This is a genomic window from Nonomuraea sp. NPDC050022, from assembly GCF_044460705.1.
Taxonomy (GTDB): domain Bacteria; phylum Actinomycetota; class Actinomycetes; order Streptosporangiales; family Streptosporangiaceae; genus Nonomuraea.
Genome location: NZ_JBITKE010000002.1, coordinates 901,818 through 918,481, shown reverse-complemented (window position 1 = coordinate 918,481; position 16,664 = coordinate 901,818). Strand labels below are relative to the sequence as shown.

Sequence of the window (16,664 nt, the reverse complement as noted above, 5' to 3'; positions counted from 1 at the left end):
GCTGTGGGAGCCGTACCTTCTGACGACTGTCTGGAGCGGAAAGTCCTGTTGCGTACAGGCGTCAGCAGGACCTGGCGCCTGTGCGTCTTCTAGATGGGCAGGCGATGGCACACGGCACCAAGCACGGCGACGCGGTGGACGAGATGATCGGCGGTGAGCCCCGGCGGGTCGGCGGCCATCGCATCATCCGCCGGATCGGCGCGGGCGGGATGGGCGTGGTCTACCTCGCCGAGGGCGGGGCGCGGACAGGCGGGACGCGGACACTGGTGGCGATCAAGGTCATTCACCGGCACCTCGCCGGCGACCCGGAGTTCCGCCGACGCTTCCGCCGCGAGGTCGCCACCGCGCAGCGGGTCGCCCGCTTCTCCACGGCTCCCGTGCTCGAGGCCGATCTGGACGGCGACCTGGCCTATGTGGTGACCGAGTACGTGCCGGGGCCGACGCTGTACAGCGCGGTCAGGGAGTGGGGCCCGATGGTGGGCCCGGAGCTCGAAGGGCTCGCCATGAGCATGGCGGTCGCGCTGGGGGCGATCCACGCGGCGGGCGTCGTTCACCGGGACCTCAAACCGTCCAATGTACTGCTGTCTCCTGCGGGCCCGAAGGTCATCGACTTCGGCCTCGCCTTCGCGGCCGACTCCACCACCCTCTCGGTCACCAGGATGGGCACGCCGGCGTACATGTCTCCGGAGCAGGTACGAGGGCTGCCGCTCGCGACGGCCTCCGACGTCTTCGCCTGGGGCGGGGTCGTGGTCTTCGCGGCCTGCGGGCAGCCGCCGTTCGGCTACGGGGCGGGGCACGAGGTGCTCTATCGGGTGGTCCACGACGATCCCGTACTGCCCAAGCTGGAGGGGGTTCTCGGGGAGCTGGTGCCGAGGGCGTTGAGCAAGGACCCGGCGGCGCGGCCCACGGCGGCGGAGCTCGTGGACGCGTTCGCAGACGGCCCGACGAGACGCCTCCCGCCTGCTGTCCTGCCTGACACTGGCCCGCCCGCCACCCTGCCGCCCGCCGCCGCTCGGCCTCCCGCCGCTTCGGCTCCGGCGCACGCGCTCACGACCGAGCCCCGTCGTCTCGGCCCACGGCCACCTGCCCCCGCGCGTGCGGCCCCGGTTGGCGCGCTCGACCCCGAGCCTCCGGGCGCGTCACCCGGAGCGTTGGGTGCCGAGCCGCCGGGCGCGTCACTCGGGGCGTTGGAGACCGAGCCCTCATACGCGTCACCAGGAGCGTTCGGGGACGAGCCCCCGCGTGCATCACCGGGAGCGTTCGGGAGCGAGCCGCCGGGCGGCGATTCTTGGGGCCAGCCGACCACCCCGGAGTCAGACGGCGGCGGTGTCGCCGGGGCAGGCAAGGACCAGCGACGTCGCCGCAGGGCCACGCCGAGACGGCGGGTGTCCAGACGACGGCGGGTCTGGGGCGGTGCCGCTCTGGCCCTGGTGACGGCGGGCGCCGTACTCACCTCCCTGGCGATCACCCACCAAGACCCGCCGCTTCCCGGCCCGTCCACGCGGCCACCCGGAGACCCCGCCGTGGCGCAGGACGCGAGCACGCGGTGGCGGAAACTCCCCGGCCAGAACCCCCTGCGCGCCGCCGACGTCCGCTTCTACGTACAGCCGGACACCGACGCGGCCCGCCAGGCGCGGACCTGGTCGGCACAGGGAAGAACGGCCGACGCCGCCCTGATGCGGGCTCTGTCGGAGGTCCCCCAGGCCATCTGGCTCAGCGGCGGCTCGCCCGCCGACATCTCCCGTACGGTCCGCGAGACGGTCACCCAGGCGGACCGGCAGCGGACCGTCCCGGTGTTCGTCACCAACAACATCCCAGGACGTGACTGCTGGAACGGCGGCGCCCCGAACACCGGCACCTACCGCACCTGGATCGACGCCGTGGCCGAGGGTATCGGAAACCGGCCCGCCGTCGTCGCCCTGGAGCCCAGCGCCCTGGCCCGGCTGCCCGGCAGCCCGGAGTGCCCGCAGGGCGGTGAGGCCGCCGCCGTCCAGCGGTACGCCGACCTCTCCTACGCCGTGGAGACCCTCACCGGCCTGGCCGGCACCGCCGTCTACCTCGACGGCGGGCTGGCGGGGTGGCCGGCGTTCACGCAGATCGCCGACCGGCTGGTCAACGCCGGGGCGGTCCGCGCCGATGGCTTCTACGTCAACGCGGTCGGTTACCGCCCGACCGCCCGCTCGCTCACGTACGCCGCGAAGCTGTCCAAGTGCGTCTACCTGAGGGCGGCGTCGCGGACGGCCCCGTGCGCCGACACGGCCCTCGCCGCCGTGCCGGACGACACGCCCGGCCTGCCGCGCTTCGTCGTCGACACGAGCCGCAACGGTACGGGCGAGTGGCAGCCGCCGGCCGGCCGGTTCCCGGCACCGGACGAATGGTGCAACCCTCCGGGCAGGGGCGCGGGCGCCCGGCCGACCGCCGACACCGGCAGCCCGCTGGCCGACGCGTCGCTGTGGCTCAACAGTCCGGGGTTCTCCAACGGTCAGTGCACGCGGGGCACCGGGGGACCGGTGGACCCGGCGTACGGCATCGTCACCCCGGCCGCCGGCCAGTGGTGGCCCGACCAGGCCCTTGAGCGGGCCCGGAACGCGGTCCCGCCGCTGCTGACCGGCGCCCCATAGTGGCGGCCGACCTGCCGTACCCGCTGCGGGCGGCCGCTCCGTCGTACCCGTCGCGGGCGGTCGCCCTGCCGTCCCCACAACGGGCACCCGCCCTGCCGCCCCCACAACAGACGGTCATAGACCCGCTACCGGACGACAGCCTGAGTCGAGAAACAGCACGTCGGAGTGGTATGGAGTGGCGCCTGAATCCGCGATTCACGGATTATGCGGGCGCTCATCGGGCAGATGGGGCGGGGAAGAGTTACGGGCGGCACCCCGAATGCCTTACGGTCTGCTGGTCACTACTCTAAGTTCCGCAACGATGCGTGCTCCGGGAGGTGGCCGCGATCGGGAAGGTGGCATGGGTGACGGTCGGTGCTGAAACGCAGATCACGGATCTGACCATCAACGATCATGCCTGCCTGACTTTCGGGGAGCATGAGGAGTTGCTCGACCTCACCACCGCCTTCGTACGGGACGGGCTGGCCGAAGGGCAGCGCGTCGTCTGGCTGGCAGAGGAGCCGGCGCGCAGTCTGGCGGAGCTGGGCCGACGGGGAGTGGTCGCGCGGGAGGCGACGACGGCTGGGCGAATGATGGTCATGACCTGCAAGGACGGGCTGCTGGACGGGCAGGCGTTCACCGCGGAGCACGCCATGCGGTGGCTGCGCGATCAGATGGTACGCACGGCGCGCGAGGGTTACCCCGGACTGCGCGTGGCGCTCGACATGAGCTGGGCCTTAACGCCTGTGAGCGGCATCGAGCAGTTGCCGGCCTTCGAGGAGGAGATCGCGGCGACGCTGGCGGGCGGCGGCGCGGCGGTCCTGTGCCAGTATGACCGCGAACGCTTCGACCCGATCACCCTCGCCTCGGTCTCGGGCTATCACACCCATACGGTCGCCGCGGCCACCTATCACCACGACGCGCTGCTACGCATCTGCCGCCAGTACGCCCCGCCGGGCATACGGCTGGCCGGGCAGCTCGACCGGTCGGCCGAAGACGCGCTCAGGCTGGCCTTGAGCGAAACGATCCGGGTCGATGACGACATCACCGTTAACATGGCCGAACTCTCCTTCATCGACCTGTTCAGCGCTCGTATGATCATTGACGCCGTCCACAGCCTGCCCGCGCCTCGCAAAGCGACACTGCGTTGCAGCCCTGCCATCCACTCGCGATTCGCCCTGCTGGGCGCTTCCGCGGTGCCCGGACTCAGCTTGGTGGCCACTCATGACGGGTAACCGGCCGCCTGACCGTCCGGCGTCGCCCTCTGGCGAGGTGGAGGGCCAGCGTCGTCTGGAGGGCCAGCGTCGTCTGGAGAGCCAGCGAGATGGGAAGGGGCCGGTCGAGTCGGCCGTACTCCTGGACCAGCCCTTCGACCGCGACTCGCTCTACGCGCTGCGGGCGACACTGGAGGCGCACGCGAGCCAGGCGGGGCTGCCCGAGGGCCGAACTTCGGACATGGTCCTCATCGGGCACGAGCTGGCGAGCAACGTCATCCTGCACGGCTCCGGAAACGGATGGGTACGCCTGGAGGTCGCGGACGGCATGCTGCGCTGCGAGGTCGTCGACAGCGGCGCCGCTCACCCGGAGCAGGGGACTCCTGGATGGCCGTACCAGTTCGGGCACGGGCTGTGGATGGCCCGCTTCCTCAGCGACTTCCACACCGTGAGCCATGGCCCCAGCGGCACCGTCGTCACCGTGGGTTTCGCGCTGCCCAGCCCGCTCCGCCCGGCCTTCAAGCTGACCCGCCAAGCCCAGAACGGCCGCACGACACTGAGCCTGGTGGGCGACCTCGACCAGCGGACGGCTCCGGACGTCATCGCCACCGTCGAGGACCTGATCTCGACGACCAAGCCCCTCCGGCTGGTCCTGGACCTGAGCGGCATGACGTTCTGGGACTCCACCGGCATCACCGCCCTCGTCACCTCACAGGAGCACGTCGCCGCCGCTCCGGGCGCGACCATGGCCCTGGCCGGGCTCTCGACGGAGCATCAGGGACGCCTTGACTCCCTCGGATTCGTCTCCTTCACCTACGACGACACCAGCCACTAGAGCGGCGAGCCTTTCCGGTCACCATGCCTGGACCAAGGGGTCCTGCTCGTCGGGCACCACCTGGGTGTGACCGGTTTCGAGGTCGAGGCGCAGCAGTTGTGAGCGGACGCCGCCACACGGAGGCAGTCCGGCCAGAGGCGACCGGTCCATCGCCTCCGCCTCCCGGTCGACGCCGACCAGCACGTAGCGGCCGGTCGGGTCGAGCGCCAGCGATTCGATGTGGCCGCAGTCCAACGCCAGGATCTTCTTGACCAGCCGCGTCCCCTCATGCAGGACGAGCGCGCGGGTCGGCCAGCCGAGCGCGCGCAGTTGTCGCCCGCCTGGCAGGGGAAGGAGCGGACGGGTGTACTCGTGCTCGGCCGGCGCGGCGACCTCCCCGATCGCGCCCGTGCCCACGTCGATCGTGGCCACGGCGCCGACCGGGACACTGTGGCCGGGGAGGACGAGGATCCGGGCGTCCAGCCACTGGAGCCGATAGCCGCTGACCGGCCATTCTCGTTCCAGGGTGCCCGCGAAGCTGGCTTTGTCCGTCATCCGACCGTAGGCGATGCGGCCCTCGGCGGAGACGGCTAGACCGTTGACCATGCCTTCGAGGGTGGGGGTGAGCCGCTCGCCGACCGTGATCCGGCCGTCGTCGCCCATGGACAGCCGGTAGAGGCGGGAGTAGCGGCCGGACGGGCTGGTGAGCGCCGCCACGTAGTGGCCGGGTTCGGTGTCGCGGACGATGAGATCGTACTGAGCGTAGGTGGGCGTCGCCTGAGGCAGCAGGCTCACCGGCTTACCGGACTCCACGTCGAGCACGTACGGCTGGCCCACGCTGGCCACCGCGTACCGCGGAGTGCCGTCGGCGTTGACCGGCAGCCCGATCAGCACGGCGGGCAGGAACGCGGCCAGTACGACGGCCGCCACGGCCACCCCGGCGGCGCGCAGTTCGGTCAGACGCGGCCGAATGCCCGCACCCGCCATCCCGGCCAGCAGGACCATGGCGGCGGGGGAGAGCAGCCAGGCCAGCATCAGGCGCGCCGCCACGAAGGACGACGGCGGCAGCTGCGCGTGCAGGCACTCCTGCCACATGAAGGGCAGGTCGGGAGAGAACCGGTTCTCGGCCTCGTCCAGCGCGGCGGGGAGCAGAGCGACCGCCAGTCCCAGAGTGGCGGGGAGCAAGGAACTGCCCCGGCTCGCGTTGAGACCGCCTCGGTGTCGCGACCGGATCGCCCAGGACGCGGTCAGCGCCAGCAGTACGGGCTGGAGCCAGATGGCCCAGTCACCGAGGAAACTGGCCACCTGGGCCGCCGGAACGGGCTGGGGCCAGTCCATCGGCCCGGCACTGCTGCAGGTGACCATCACTGTTTCAGTGAGCAGCGGCTCGACCAGCAGTTTCCACAGCGACAGCGCCACCGCTGCCGACCAGAAGAACTTCATTACGCGCATCGGGGCTTTCCGCGCTCTGTGTAGGGGGGCCGGAGCAGCTTAGCGGCCGCCGCGCCGCCATGATCACCAATCCGCACCGGGTCTGACGGTCCGCCGTGGCTGGGGTTCCGGTGTGAGCGCGCTCATACGTCCAGGCCAAGCGGCTTCGCGAATCATGGAACGCCTTGTCACGAGGTCGCCGATCTTGTCATGTTGATCATCATTTGAAAGGATCAGCGCCGTGGCGGGGCAGTTGGAGAGGTCAACAGGCCAGCTCTCGGCTGCATCCAGTCATTGGCGATGTGGCGGGAGATACCTCCGGCCGAAAGCAACCTCGGTGGCCCGGCTCCTGTCTCGAAGGTCCAGGCGTCTCGTGATAGCGCTAGTGACGGCGACCTTGGCCATCGAGGGACTCTCAGCCTGCGGCTACTCACAGTCGCGCACTATCGATCCGTCCGATGGGAACGTGGCCAAGCGCAGGGATGCCGCCCGGCGTACTGTCGCGGCCCGGCTCGACCAAGCCAGACGAACCGCCGGCGTGACCAAGGAGATAAGCCGTCTGACCATCGACCGATGCAGGCGAGGCAACGACGACGCGAAGAACACCGAGGACTTCCTGTCGATCTGCAGCCTCATCCAGCAACGGGCATATGTCTGGGATGGAGACGTGAACGGCTTCCTCGACCGTTTCCCCAAGTGCGAATACATACCTATGAACAGGGACGACTGGCGAAAGCTGCGCGGGAAACCGGCCCCGGGAGACCCCGCGCGCACCTATGACGCCGGCGACCTGCCGGGTTTGGAGTGCAGCGCCGTGGAGATCGAATTCGCCACCTCCGCGACACCGCGGCGGGATCTGGAAACGCTGAAGCCAGGCGCCATCATCATGGATCCCGACTCCGGCATCGACGACCCTTATCACTGGGTCGTCGAGGGGAAGCCGTGGCTCGCCGATTGGCGCAAGATCCGCCGCAAGAACCGATTCCTGGTGGCTATGTCGACGATCGAGGACTACGCCGTCGACCCGCGCTGGACTCGAAGTCCCCAGCCCATCCAATCCAATAGCCAGTGACTCCGCTGGCTGAGTTGCCGAACCGCCCTCTCTTGCGAGTCCATGAGCATGGGCGGCAAGCTGGAGCGGTGGATTTAGGAATCATCAGTCTGATCGTCTCGATCGCGATCGGTGTTCCACAGATCTACCTCGCCTGGCAGCAGGTACGCCTATCCCGGCACCAGGCGACACCCCGGCGGACGCGCCGGGCCGAGAACGCGCCCCGTCCCCCATCGCCTCCGGCTGCCACAGGCACCGAGCCGACGGCCTCTCCCGACCCCGCGCAGCCACCCCACGACGCACCCACCGAGCCGACGGTCTTTCCTGGCCCTGCACAGCCACACCACGACGCCCCCACTGAGCCACCGCTCGCAGAGCCCCATCGGCGCCACGATCAAGAGGGCCATCGGCGCCTCGATCCGCAGTCCAACCCGCGTCTGGATCCGCAGGTGGCGGAATCTCGCCCCACCCCTCCGCCACCGGACGCCCCGTCCGAGGATGCCGCGCGCGGTATCATCCCTGGCCTGCGGGACTACATCGCGCCGGCATCCCTATGGATCGGGGGCTTCGTGAGTCTCTCCGCCCTCGGCTGGATCTTCGGATATGACGACCTGGCCAAGGAATACACGACCCCCATGGAGCGCGTGCAGCTGTCCGTCAGCCTCTGGTTCATGGCCACGGCGCTCCTGATCACCAGTTCTTCGACCGGGTTCACGGCGTACGCGTGGCACCGCGAAAAGGCCGTCAACGACGACAACGAGGAACGCTTCAACCTGTACGTGGTGATGGCGGTGCTCGGCCCGACGCTCGCGGTGTGGCTCGTGATCGCCCGGCGCGCCGTGATGTTCTGACCTCTGGCGACCTGAGGAGGTCCGCCGGAACGATCACGATCGAAGACGATCCGGCCCCGTTTGACGGGACGACCGCTGGGGTTAGGGCATCCAGTTTTGCGCCCAGTACTCGATCGTGTGCTTGCGGTTGAGTACGAAGTCAGCGCGGAACGTGCCGCCGATCTTCGCATTGTGCACGCGAATGTAGCCGTTGGTGCCGGTGCAGTCCCACTTGCCGTCCTTGACGATCTTGTACCCGAGTGGGCCGGGCCGCTCGTATTGGAGGTAGACCTTTATCTGCGCACCCGCGCCCCAGCATCGGGCGGCGATCTGGAGCACGCGGCCCTTGGACTTCCAGCTACGGGTCGTCCAAGTCTTCGTCGGGGAATGAGAGTCGTGCCAGAGGTTGATCCATTTGCCGGCCGCCACGGGAGCCCTCTCCGCGTTCACGGCCGCGACTGTCGCCGGGGTCGCGCTCGCGGAGGTCGAGAAGGAGACGAGACCCAGCGTGAGTGTCGCCGCACAGGCCAGGCCGACTGGCGGGGCCTTGATCGCGCGGGTGATGTGCATGGTCACTCTCCCTGTTGATCGAAGTCGCGACGAGTCGAACGCCGCGCCAAGCCTGGGGTCTGTCGTGCTGACGAAGCTATCCATCAGCCGCTTGGCGGTCGTCAACCGCTGAGTGGACATTCGCGTCCACCAACTGCGGTAGTGCGCATCCGACGTCAACCAGCCGTAGTAAGCCGGGCGTTGGAGTGTGCCGTCACCAGTGGGAGGTCGGTGGTCAGCCTGCGGCGGAGTCGCGGGTGCGGCCGTGGGCGTCGTGTGGGAGGTCGGCGTAGTGCCACTGGTGGTCGCGGGCGTGCCGGCACGCGGTCTCCAGGTCGCCGTCCTCGATCGTGGCCAGCAGGTCGGCGTGGTCGCGGACGATGTCGTGCAGGTCGACCTCGGTGGCGACCATCGTGACCGACGTGCGCGCCTCGATCTGCAAGCCCTCCCATGAGAGCTTGAGCAGCTCGTTGTGCGCGGCCTCGACGATGCGCCGGTGGAAGGACACGCTGGCCCGCGCCGACGCCTCGCCGTCGCCGCTCTCGGCGGCGGTCCGCATCGCGGCCACGTCCGTACGCAGCGCCTCCACCGGCATGGTCCCGGCCAGCAGGGCGAGCCGGGTGGCCGTCTCCTCCAGCGCCGCCCGTACGACGTAGCTCTCCCGCAGTGTCTCCTGGACGAAGGGCCGGACGAAGGTGCCGCGGCGCGGCTGGGTCTCCACCAGTCGCATCACCTCAAGCTCGCGCAGCGCCTCGCGCACGGGCGCCTGACTGGTGCCGTAGGTCGCGGCGAGCCGGGTCTCCACCAGCCGCTCGCCGGGCCTGAACTGGCCGGACACGATCCTGCCGACCAGCGAGTCACGGATCTGCCGGGCCAACGTGAGACGCGGCAGCTTGGAGGGCTCATCAGCCATGGAGTGATCCTACCGATTATCGATAGCCGTCTTGACTGACGATACCTCGATAATCAATTATCGATAATTAGGTGCCGAGGGCTAGGAGGGCCGCGACATGGTGATCCAGGCGGTGCATGTGCCGGAGTCCGCCGAGGCCGTGGTCGCCTGCTCGGCGCGGGGAGGCTGGATCATGGGCGGCGGCACCGTCGTGATGCCGCTGGTGAACAGCGGGGCCGCGCCCGCGACCGAGCTGGTCAGTCTGCGCCGGGCGGGGCTGGACGGCGTCGAGGTACGCGACGGGGTGGCCAGGATCGGGGCGGCGGCCACCCTCGCCGCCGTCGGCGAGCATCCCGGGCTCGCCTTCCTGCGCCCCGCGCTGCGGACGATCGCCTCTCCGACCATCCGCAACCAGGCCACCGTGGGTGGCAACCTGTTCGTCGCGCAGCCGTACGGCGACCTGGCCGTGTGCCTGCTCGCCCTCGACGCGACCTGCGAGATCGCCGGGCCGGACGGTCGGCGAGACGCACCGGTGGCCGAGGTGCTGGGTTTCGGGGTCGGCTCGGGCGAGGTCGTCGTGGCGGTACGGGCTACGGTGCCGGAACCGGGCACCTGGTATTACCACAAGGCCATGCGCCGCCGCCTCAACTCGGCGGCGATCGTGACCGTCGCCTCCGTGACCCATACCGCAGACGGCGCGGTCACCGCCGATGGCGTGGTGACCTCCGCCGGCCTGGTCGCCTCCGACAGCGTGGTCACCTCCGATCGCGTGGTCACCTCCGCCACGATCGCGCTTGGCGGTGTCGCCCCGCGTCCGGTGCGGGCGGTGTCGGCCGAGCGCCTGCTGCGGGGGCGTCCGCTGACCCACGAGGTCCTCGCCGAGGCGGGTGAGGCGGCGGCCCGTGATGACATCGACCCCTTCGATGACGCTTACGCCAGTGCGTGGTATCGGAGGCGGGTGCTGCCCGTGCATCTGCGGCGTGCGTTCATCCCTCCCGTGGTGCGGTGACCACGATGGTTCCCCGGGTGGTTCGTGACACGACAGAAAGAGGTGGACCGTGCCGTCACAGATCGTCTCGCTCGTGGTCAACGGCGAGCAGCGGGAGTTCATCGCCGCGCCAGGGGCCACGCTGCTCGCGAGTCTGCGCGAGTCGCTGGGGCTCACCGCGGCCAAGCGCGGCTGTTCGCAGGGCGCCTGCGGGACCTGCACCGTCCTGGTCGACGGTCGGCCCGAGGTGGCCTGCCTGGTCGCGGTGGAGACCGTCGCCGGTCGCGAGGTCCGCACGCTGGAGGGGGTTGCCACCGGTGGTGAGCTGAACGAGGTGCAGAGCGCCTTCGTCGACTGCTTCGCCACCCAGTGCGGCTTCTGTACGGCCGGCATGATCATGGTCGCCGAGGCGCTGCTCGAACGGGATCTCGATCCGAGCGAGGAGGACGTCGTGGAAGCGATCTCGGGCAACGTCTGCCGGTGCACCGGCTACCGGCCCATCGTGATCGCCATCCTGGAGGCGGCCAGGCGTCGGCGTGCCCAGTCCCAGCAAAAAAAGGAGGCGGTCACACGATGATCTACCGGCTCGCTCCCATTGACACCAGCACGTTCGCCGACGAGCGGGCCGCCGCGCGCACCGGGGTGGACGGCGGTGGCGATTTCACCGTGATCGGCTCGGTGGTCCAGCGGTCCGACGCGCGCGGCCACGTCACCGGCCGTACCGAGTTCTTCGAGGACGTGGCCCCGGCGCGGCTCGCCCACCTCAAGATGCACCGCTTCGACCGGCACCACGCCAGGATCCTGGACGTGGACCTGACCGAGGCCCTGGCCGTGCCCGGTGTCCTGCGGATTCTCACCCACGCCGACATCCCGAACAACCTCTACACCCCGCTCAAGCTGATCGGTGTCGGACCGGACGACGAGCCCATCCTGGCCGTGGACAAGGTGCGTTACCTCGGTGAGCCCATCTGCGCCGTGGTCGCCGAGACCGAGGCGGCCGCGCTGGAGGGCGCGGCCAGGATCAGGGTCGCCTACGAGGACCTGCCGCCGGTCTTCGACGTCGAGGAGGCGTTGAAGGAGGGCGCGCCGCTGGTCAACGAGTACCACGGGCAGAACCACTTCATCTACGAGGGCCACCACTGCCGGCGGATCCGGTTCGGTGATGTGGAGGCGGCGTTCGCGCGGGCCGATCACGTCTTCGAGTGGCGCTACCAGTCCGCGCCGATCGAGCAGGCGCCCACCGAGACCACCGGCTGCGTCGTGGTCCCGCAGGCCGACGGGCGGCTGCGCATCCACTCCGACACCCAGGCGTGCTTCTTCACCCTGGACAACACTGCGCTGATCCTGGAGACGCCGTTCAACAAGTTACGCATCGTCGGCGGTACGGTCGGCGGCGGCTTCGGCGGCAAGGTGGACGTGGTGGTCGAGCCGGTCGCGTGCGTGGCGGCGATGGCGGCCGACCGCCCGGTCAAGTTCGTGTACGACCGGGCCGAGGAGATGCAGGTCTCCTCGCCGCGCGCGGCCGAGCGCATCTACATCAAGGACGCGGTGATGGCCGACGGCCGGATCATCGGCCGCAAGGTCACGCTGTACGTCGACGCCGGCGCGTACGCCCGCCACACCCCGTACGGCACCACCAAGGCCGCAGCGCACCTGCCCGGCCCCTACTCGATCCCGAACGTGTGGGCCGACTGCCACTGCGTCTTCACCAACCGCACGCCCTCCAGCGCCATGCGCGGGTTCGGCGTGACCATCGCCGACTTCGCGCTGGAGTCGCAGATGGACCGGATCGCCCGCGCGCTGGACCTGGACCCGCTGCGGCTGCGTCTGCTCAACGCCTACCGCGACGGGGATCTCAAGGCCCACCGCAAGGTCGCCGAGGGTACGGCCCTGGTCGAGGTGATCCAGAAGGCGGCGGAGATGGCCGGGCACGAGCTGCCCGAGGCGTACCGCCGCATGTCCTCCACGACCCGAGACACGACCCGAGACACGACCCGAGAGGGGCTGTAGCGATGGCGAAGCTGCGCGGGCGCGGGTACGCGTCGGTCAACTACCCGACCGGGATGAACCTGGGCGGCGACCCCTCGCAGGCGCTGATCCACGCCACGACCACGGGCACGTTCGTGATCTCGCTGTCCTCGGTGGACCTGGGCCAGGGCATCAAGACGATCGCCGCCCAGTGCGCCGCCGAGACGCTCGGCCTGCCGATCGACAACGTGCTCGTCGACACCGCCGACACCGACACCGGCCCGCACTGCATGGGTACCTTCGCCAGCCGCGGCACCCACCGCGTCGGCAACGCCGTCATCATGGCCGCCGCCGAGGCACGCGGCGTGATGCTGGAGGTCGCCGCCGAGGAGCTGGAAGTGGACGCCGCCGACCTGGAGACCGACGGCACCGGCTTCATCCGGCTCAAGGGCGCGGAGGAGAAGCGCATCCACATCACGGACCTGGCGCTGGCCGCGCACTTCAAGCACGGACGGACGATCTCCGGCCGCGGCATCTACCTCAAGGAGCCGAGCGCGCCGGTGCCCGAGACGGGGGAGATGGATCCCGACTCCTGCCAGGCGCACGCGTGTACGGCCGCCGTCGTCGAGGTCGACGACGAGACCGGGGTGGTCGAGGTGCTGGAGTTGTACAACGCGTACGAGATCGGCCGGGCGCTCAACCCGGCGATGGCGACGCAGCAGGTGGAGGGCGGGGCGTGGATGGGCGTGTCGCACGCCCTGTTCGAGACCACCGAGCCCTACTACCCGTCGCGCGACCACGGGCCGCGCGACTTCGCCGGGTACCTGATGCCCGGCCCCGCCGACATTCCCGTACAGCACAGCCTGTTCCTTGAGCGCCCGGCCGGAAACGGCCCGTACGGCGCGAAGGGGATCGGCGAGATGACGGCGAACGCCCCGATCCCGGCCATCGCCAACGCGATCTTCGACGCCTGCGGCGTGCGCCTGGAGTCGATGCCGTTCACCCCCGAACGCGTCCTGCGCGGGCTCGACGCTCTGCGCCTGAAAGTGGAGGAATCATGCTGAAAGTAGTCTCCCTGCTCAAGCGGGCCGAGGGCCTGTCCCATGAGGAGTTCGCCAAATGGGTGGTGGAGGACCACGTCGAGTTCGCCAAGCGGCTGCCCGGCCTGCGCAAGTACACGGTCAGCGTCACCACCGGCGACGGCGGGGCCTACGACTCGGTGAACGAGCTGTACTTCGACGACGAGGACGCCCGCGCCGCCGCGTTCGGCTCCGAGGACGGCAAGGCCGCCGCGGCCGACGCCGCCGCGCACACCTCCCAGCGCGTCCATCTGCTGACCACCGAGCACGCCCAGTTGTGACCCTCTTGCGCGAGCCCGAGCTGGCCGCCGCGCTGGAGGGGGCGGGCTACTTCGCCGACGAGGGGCTGTGCACGGCCATCCACCTGGCGCTGCGGCTGGGCCGGCCGCTCCTGCTGGAGGGCGAGCCGGGCGTCGGCAAGACCGAGGTCGCCGCGGTGCTCTCGCGTGTCACCGGCCTGGACCTGATCCGCCTGCAGTGCTTCGAGGGGCTGGACTCCGGCCAGGCCCTGTACGAGTGGGACTACCCCAAGCAACTCCTCCAGGTCCGGGTGGCCGAGAGCCGTGGCCAGGACGTCGGCGATCTGTACAGAGAGGAGTTCCTGCTGCGCCGGCCGTTGCTGCGCGCCGTACAGGCCGAGCAGGGCGCGGTGCTGCTGATCGACGAGATCGACCGGGCCGACAGCGAGTTCGAGGCGTTCCTGCTGGAGTTCCTGGGCGACTTCCAGATCACGATCCCGGAGCTGGGCACAGTACGGGCGCGTACGCCGCCGATCGTGGTGCTGACCTCCAACCGTACGCGCGAGCTGCACGACGCGCTCAAGCGGCGCTGCCTCTACCACTGGATCGCCTTCCCCGAGCCGGACCGCGAGCGGGCGATTTTGCGCGCGGCCGTTCCCGGGCTCGAGGAGCGGGCGGCGGAGGGGCTCGTACGGGCGGTGCAGCGCGTACGACGGCTGCCGCTGCTCAAGCGGCCCGGCATCGCCGAGTCGGTGGAGTGGGCGCGCGGCGCGCTGGCGCTGGCCGACGGCGGCAGCCCGTGGCCGGTGGCGCTGCGCCGGGCACTCGGCCTGCTGATCAAGGACGAGGAGGACACCCGGCTGCTCCTCGCGCACGCGGAGGAGGTGTTCGACGATGCCTGACCTGACCCCCGCAGCGGACCATCTCTGGGGGTTTCTCACCGCGCTGCGCGGCGCGGGCGTGCCCGCCGCGCCGCCCAAGCGCGCGGACCTGCTCCGGTCGATCGCCGAGTCCCCGCCGCCCGACCTGACCACGCTGTACTGGTACGCCCGGATCACCCTGCTCCAGGACGTCGGCGACCTGCCCGCCTTCGACCGGGTCTTCGACACCTGGTTCCGGCAGGGCGGACCCGGCGAGGACGGCCCGCCGCCCGAAGGCGACGACGGCGAGGCGCCGTCCCCCGGCGGACCCGGCGAGGACGACCCGGCGCGTGAGGTACGGCCGGGCGACGGCATCGAGGCCAGCACCCTGAACACCTACGGCACGCGCGAGTTCGGCCGGACCGGCGAACAGCGGCACGCGCTCATGCGCACGCTCGAAGCCGCCTGGCCCGCCGTACTGCCCGCCACGCCGTCACGGCGGCGCCGCCCGGCCCGGTCGGGGGACCGGCTGGACGTGCGGCACGCGTGGCGGCGAGCCCACCGCCACGACGGGGAGATCATCGAGCTGCGCCGCCTGGCCCGCCCGCCGCGCCCGCGCCGCCTGCTGATCCTGGTCGACGTCTCCGGTTCGCTGCGGCTGCACACCCCGGACCTGCTCCGCGTCGCGCACACCGCGCTGCGCGCGGCGCCGGCCCGTACGGAGGTGTTCACCTTCGGCACCCGGCTCACCCGGATCACCGCCGCGCTGTCGCACCCGCACGCCGACCAGGCGCTGCGGGCCGTGTCGGGGCTGGTCACGGACGCGGACGGCGGTACGGCGATCGGTGCGGCGCTGGCCCGGTTCCTGGGCAACCCGCGCTTCGCGGCGCTGGCCCGAGGCGCGCTCGTGATCGTGCTGTCCGACGGGCTCGAACGCGGCGACTGCACCCCCATGGTGCGCGCCACGGCCCGCCTGTCGCGGCTCGGCCACCGGCTCGTCTGGTGGTCCCCGCTGGCCTGCTCGCCGACCTACCGCCCCGCCACGCGCGCCATGGCCGCCCAGCTCCCGAGCCTGGACCACCTCGGCGGCGTACGCGATCTGCCCACCGCATTGGAGGAGGTACGCCGCCTCCCCGCCGTCCTGTCCGGCCCCCGCCACACCGCGGCGCGGCGCTGGTCCACCCTGCGACATCTGGGAGCTTAGTTTGGCCGGAATCGTGGACGCGCACCACCACATCTGGCGGGCCGCCGACCTGCCCTGGCTCCAGGGGGAGATGGTCCCGCGCATCTTCGGCCCGTACGAGCCGATCCGCCGCGACTACCCCGCCTCCGAGTACGTCGGGGAGGCCACCGCCTGCGGCATCACCTCGGCCGTCTACGTCCAGGCCAACTGGGCGCTCGACCGCTCCGTGGACGAGGTGCGGTGGCTGCGCGACGTACACGCCGAGACCGGCTGGCCCACCGCCGTGGTGGGATCGGCCGACCTGTTCGACGAGGGCGCGGCCGACGTGCTGCGCCGGCAGGCCGCCGTGACCCCGCTCGTTCGTGGCACCCGGCTGCAACTGCACTGGCACGAGCGGCCGGAGTTCCGCTTCGCCGCCGCCCCGGACCGCATGAAGGATCCCGTCTTCCGGCGCAACATCGGCGTGCTCGCCGAGCTGGGGTGGCTGTTCGAGCTGCAGGTGTTCCCCGCCCAGATGGCCGATGCCGCGGCCCTCGTGTCCGACTTCCCGGACGTGACGTTCGTGCTGGTCCACGCCGGTATGCCGGTGGGCGCCGAGCCGCCGGCCGTCGCGGAGTGGTCCGCTGGCCTGCGGCTGCTGGCCGAGCGGCCCAATGTCGTGGTGAAGCTCACCGGCCAGGGCACCTTCGTGCACCGGGTGGACCGGTCGCTGATCGAGCGGGTGGCGGCCACGTGCCTGGAGCTGTTCGGCTCCGGCCGGTGTATGTGGGGCAGCAACTTCCCGATCGAGAAGCTCTGGACCGACCTGCCCACCCTGCTCTCTACCTGGCAGGACGTGCTCTCGGGGCGATCCGCCGAGGAGATCCGGGACGTGTTCGCCGCGACGGCCACCCGCGTCTACCGCCTCTGACCGGCTCCGCGACGGTGTGCTCGCGACGGTGTGCTCGCGACGGTGTGCCCGCGACG

16 protein-coding genes are annotated in these 16,664 nt (G+C 70.7%); 13 read left to right on the top strand and 3 right to left on the bottom strand.

Annotated elements, in window-relative coordinates:
* The first annotated feature begins 80 nt into the window (after positions 1–80).
* The 3 genes from ACIBO2_RS10760 to ACIBO2_RS10750 all read left to right on the top strand — a co-directional run bounded on the left by ACIBO2_RS10760 (position 81) and on the right by ACIBO2_RS10750 (position 4,649).
* Positions 81–2,621, top strand: a complete 2,541-nt coding sequence (locus ACIBO2_RS10760) for a glycoside hydrolase family 6 protein (RefSeq protein ID WP_397296485.1) — start codon at positions 81–83, stop codon at positions 2,619–2,621.
* A 344-nt stretch (positions 2,622–2,965) separates the two neighbouring features.
* A complete protein-coding gene (locus ACIBO2_RS10755; protein ID WP_397296483.1) occupies positions 2,966–3,835 on the top strand; it encodes an MEDS domain-containing protein in 870 nt (289 codons plus the stop codon).
* Positions 3,825–4,649 (top strand): ATP-binding protein, encoded by an 825-nt coding sequence (locus tag ACIBO2_RS10750; RefSeq protein WP_397296481.1) that lies wholly within the window; start codon positions 3,825–3,827, stop codon positions 4,647–4,649. The genes ACIBO2_RS10755 and ACIBO2_RS10750 overlap by 11 nt, the downstream gene beginning before the upstream one ends.
* A gap of 18 nt (positions 4,650–4,667) precedes the next feature.
* Here ACIBO2_RS10750 and ACIBO2_RS10745 read toward each other — a convergent pair whose 3' ends face one another.
* Positions 4,668–6,080 carry a hypothetical protein gene (locus tag ACIBO2_RS10745; RefSeq protein ID WP_358544252.1) on the bottom strand — a complete coding sequence of 471 codons (1,413 nt, stop codon included), beginning with the start codon at positions 6,078–6,080 and terminating at the stop codon, positions 4,668–4,670.
* Positions 6,081–6,525: 445 nt separating this feature from the next.
* Between ACIBO2_RS10745 and ACIBO2_RS10740 the strand changes: the two genes are divergently transcribed.
* Positions 6,526–7,131 carry a hypothetical protein gene (locus ACIBO2_RS10740; RefSeq protein ID WP_358544251.1) on the top strand — a complete coding sequence of 202 codons (606 nt, stop codon included), beginning with the start codon at positions 6,526–6,528 and terminating at the stop codon, positions 7,129–7,131.
* Positions 7,132–7,679: 548 nt separating this feature from the next.
* Positions 7,680–7,961 (top strand): hypothetical protein, encoded by a 282-nt coding sequence (locus ACIBO2_RS10735; RefSeq protein ID WP_358544249.1) that lies wholly within the window; start codon positions 7,680–7,682, stop codon positions 7,959–7,961.
* Between the two features lie 81 nt (positions 7,962–8,042).
* Here the strand turns inward: ACIBO2_RS10735 and ACIBO2_RS10730 are convergent, their stop codons facing one another.
* Both ACIBO2_RS10730 and ACIBO2_RS10725 read right to left on the bottom strand, forming a co-directional pair.
* Positions 8,043–8,510 (bottom strand): hypothetical protein, encoded by a 468-nt coding sequence (locus ACIBO2_RS10730; protein WP_358544248.1) that lies wholly within the window; start codon positions 8,508–8,510, stop codon positions 8,043–8,045.
* A gap of 214 nt (positions 8,511–8,724) precedes the next feature.
* Positions 8,725–9,402 carry a GntR family transcriptional regulator gene (locus ACIBO2_RS10725; protein ID WP_358544246.1) on the bottom strand — a complete coding sequence of 226 codons (678 nt, stop codon included), beginning with the start codon at positions 9,400–9,402 and terminating at the stop codon, positions 8,725–8,727.
* A 97-nt stretch (positions 9,403–9,499) separates the two neighbouring features.
* Between ACIBO2_RS10725 and ACIBO2_RS10720 the strand changes: the two genes are divergently transcribed.
* Genes ACIBO2_RS10720 through ACIBO2_RS10685 form a run of 8 tightly spaced genes read left to right on the top strand, consistent with a single transcriptional unit; the run spans position 9,500 to position 16,608 of the window.
* A complete protein-coding gene (locus ACIBO2_RS10720) occupies positions 9,500–10,390 on the top strand; it encodes an FAD binding domain-containing protein (RefSeq protein ID WP_397296477.1) in 891 nt (296 codons plus the stop codon).
* A 49-nt stretch (positions 10,391–10,439) separates the two neighbouring features.
* Complete coding sequence (locus ACIBO2_RS10715; protein WP_397296475.1) at positions 10,440–10,946, top strand: (2Fe-2S)-binding protein; 507 nt, start codon at positions 10,440–10,442, stop codon at positions 10,944–10,946.
* Positions 10,943–12,379 (top strand): xanthine dehydrogenase family protein molybdopterin-binding subunit, encoded by a 1,437-nt coding sequence (locus ACIBO2_RS10710; protein ID WP_397296473.1) that lies wholly within the window; start codon positions 10,943–10,945, stop codon positions 12,377–12,379. The genes ACIBO2_RS10715 and ACIBO2_RS10710 overlap by 4 nt, the downstream gene beginning before the upstream one ends.
* Before the next feature lie 2 nt (positions 12,380–12,381).
* A complete protein-coding gene (locus ACIBO2_RS10705; protein WP_358544241.1) occupies positions 12,382–13,401 on the top strand; it encodes a molybdopterin cofactor-binding domain-containing protein in 1,020 nt (339 codons plus the stop codon).
* Positions 13,395–13,697, top strand: coding sequence for an EthD family reductase (locus ACIBO2_RS10700; RefSeq protein ID WP_225295367.1), 303 nt, complete (start codon positions 13,395–13,397; stop codon positions 13,695–13,697). The genes ACIBO2_RS10705 and ACIBO2_RS10700 overlap by 7 nt, the downstream gene beginning before the upstream one ends.
* Positions 13,694–14,557: an AAA family ATPase gene (locus ACIBO2_RS10695; RefSeq protein ID WP_397296470.1), complete on the top strand. Its 864-nt coding sequence runs from the start codon at positions 13,694–13,696 to the stop codon at positions 14,555–14,557. Before ACIBO2_RS10700 ends, ACIBO2_RS10695 begins: the two co-directional genes overlap by 4 nt.
* Positions 14,550–15,719 (top strand): VWA domain-containing protein, encoded by a 1,170-nt coding sequence (locus ACIBO2_RS10690; RefSeq protein ID WP_397296468.1) that lies wholly within the window; start codon positions 14,550–14,552, stop codon positions 15,717–15,719. The genes ACIBO2_RS10695 and ACIBO2_RS10690 overlap by 8 nt, the downstream gene beginning before the upstream one ends.
* A 1-nt stretch (position 15,720) precedes the next feature.
* Positions 15,721–16,608 carry an amidohydrolase family protein gene (locus ACIBO2_RS10685; RefSeq protein WP_397296466.1) on the top strand — a complete coding sequence of 296 codons (888 nt, stop codon included), beginning with the start codon at positions 15,721–15,723 and terminating at the stop codon, positions 16,606–16,608.
* Positions 16,609–16,664: the final 56 nt, after the last annotated feature.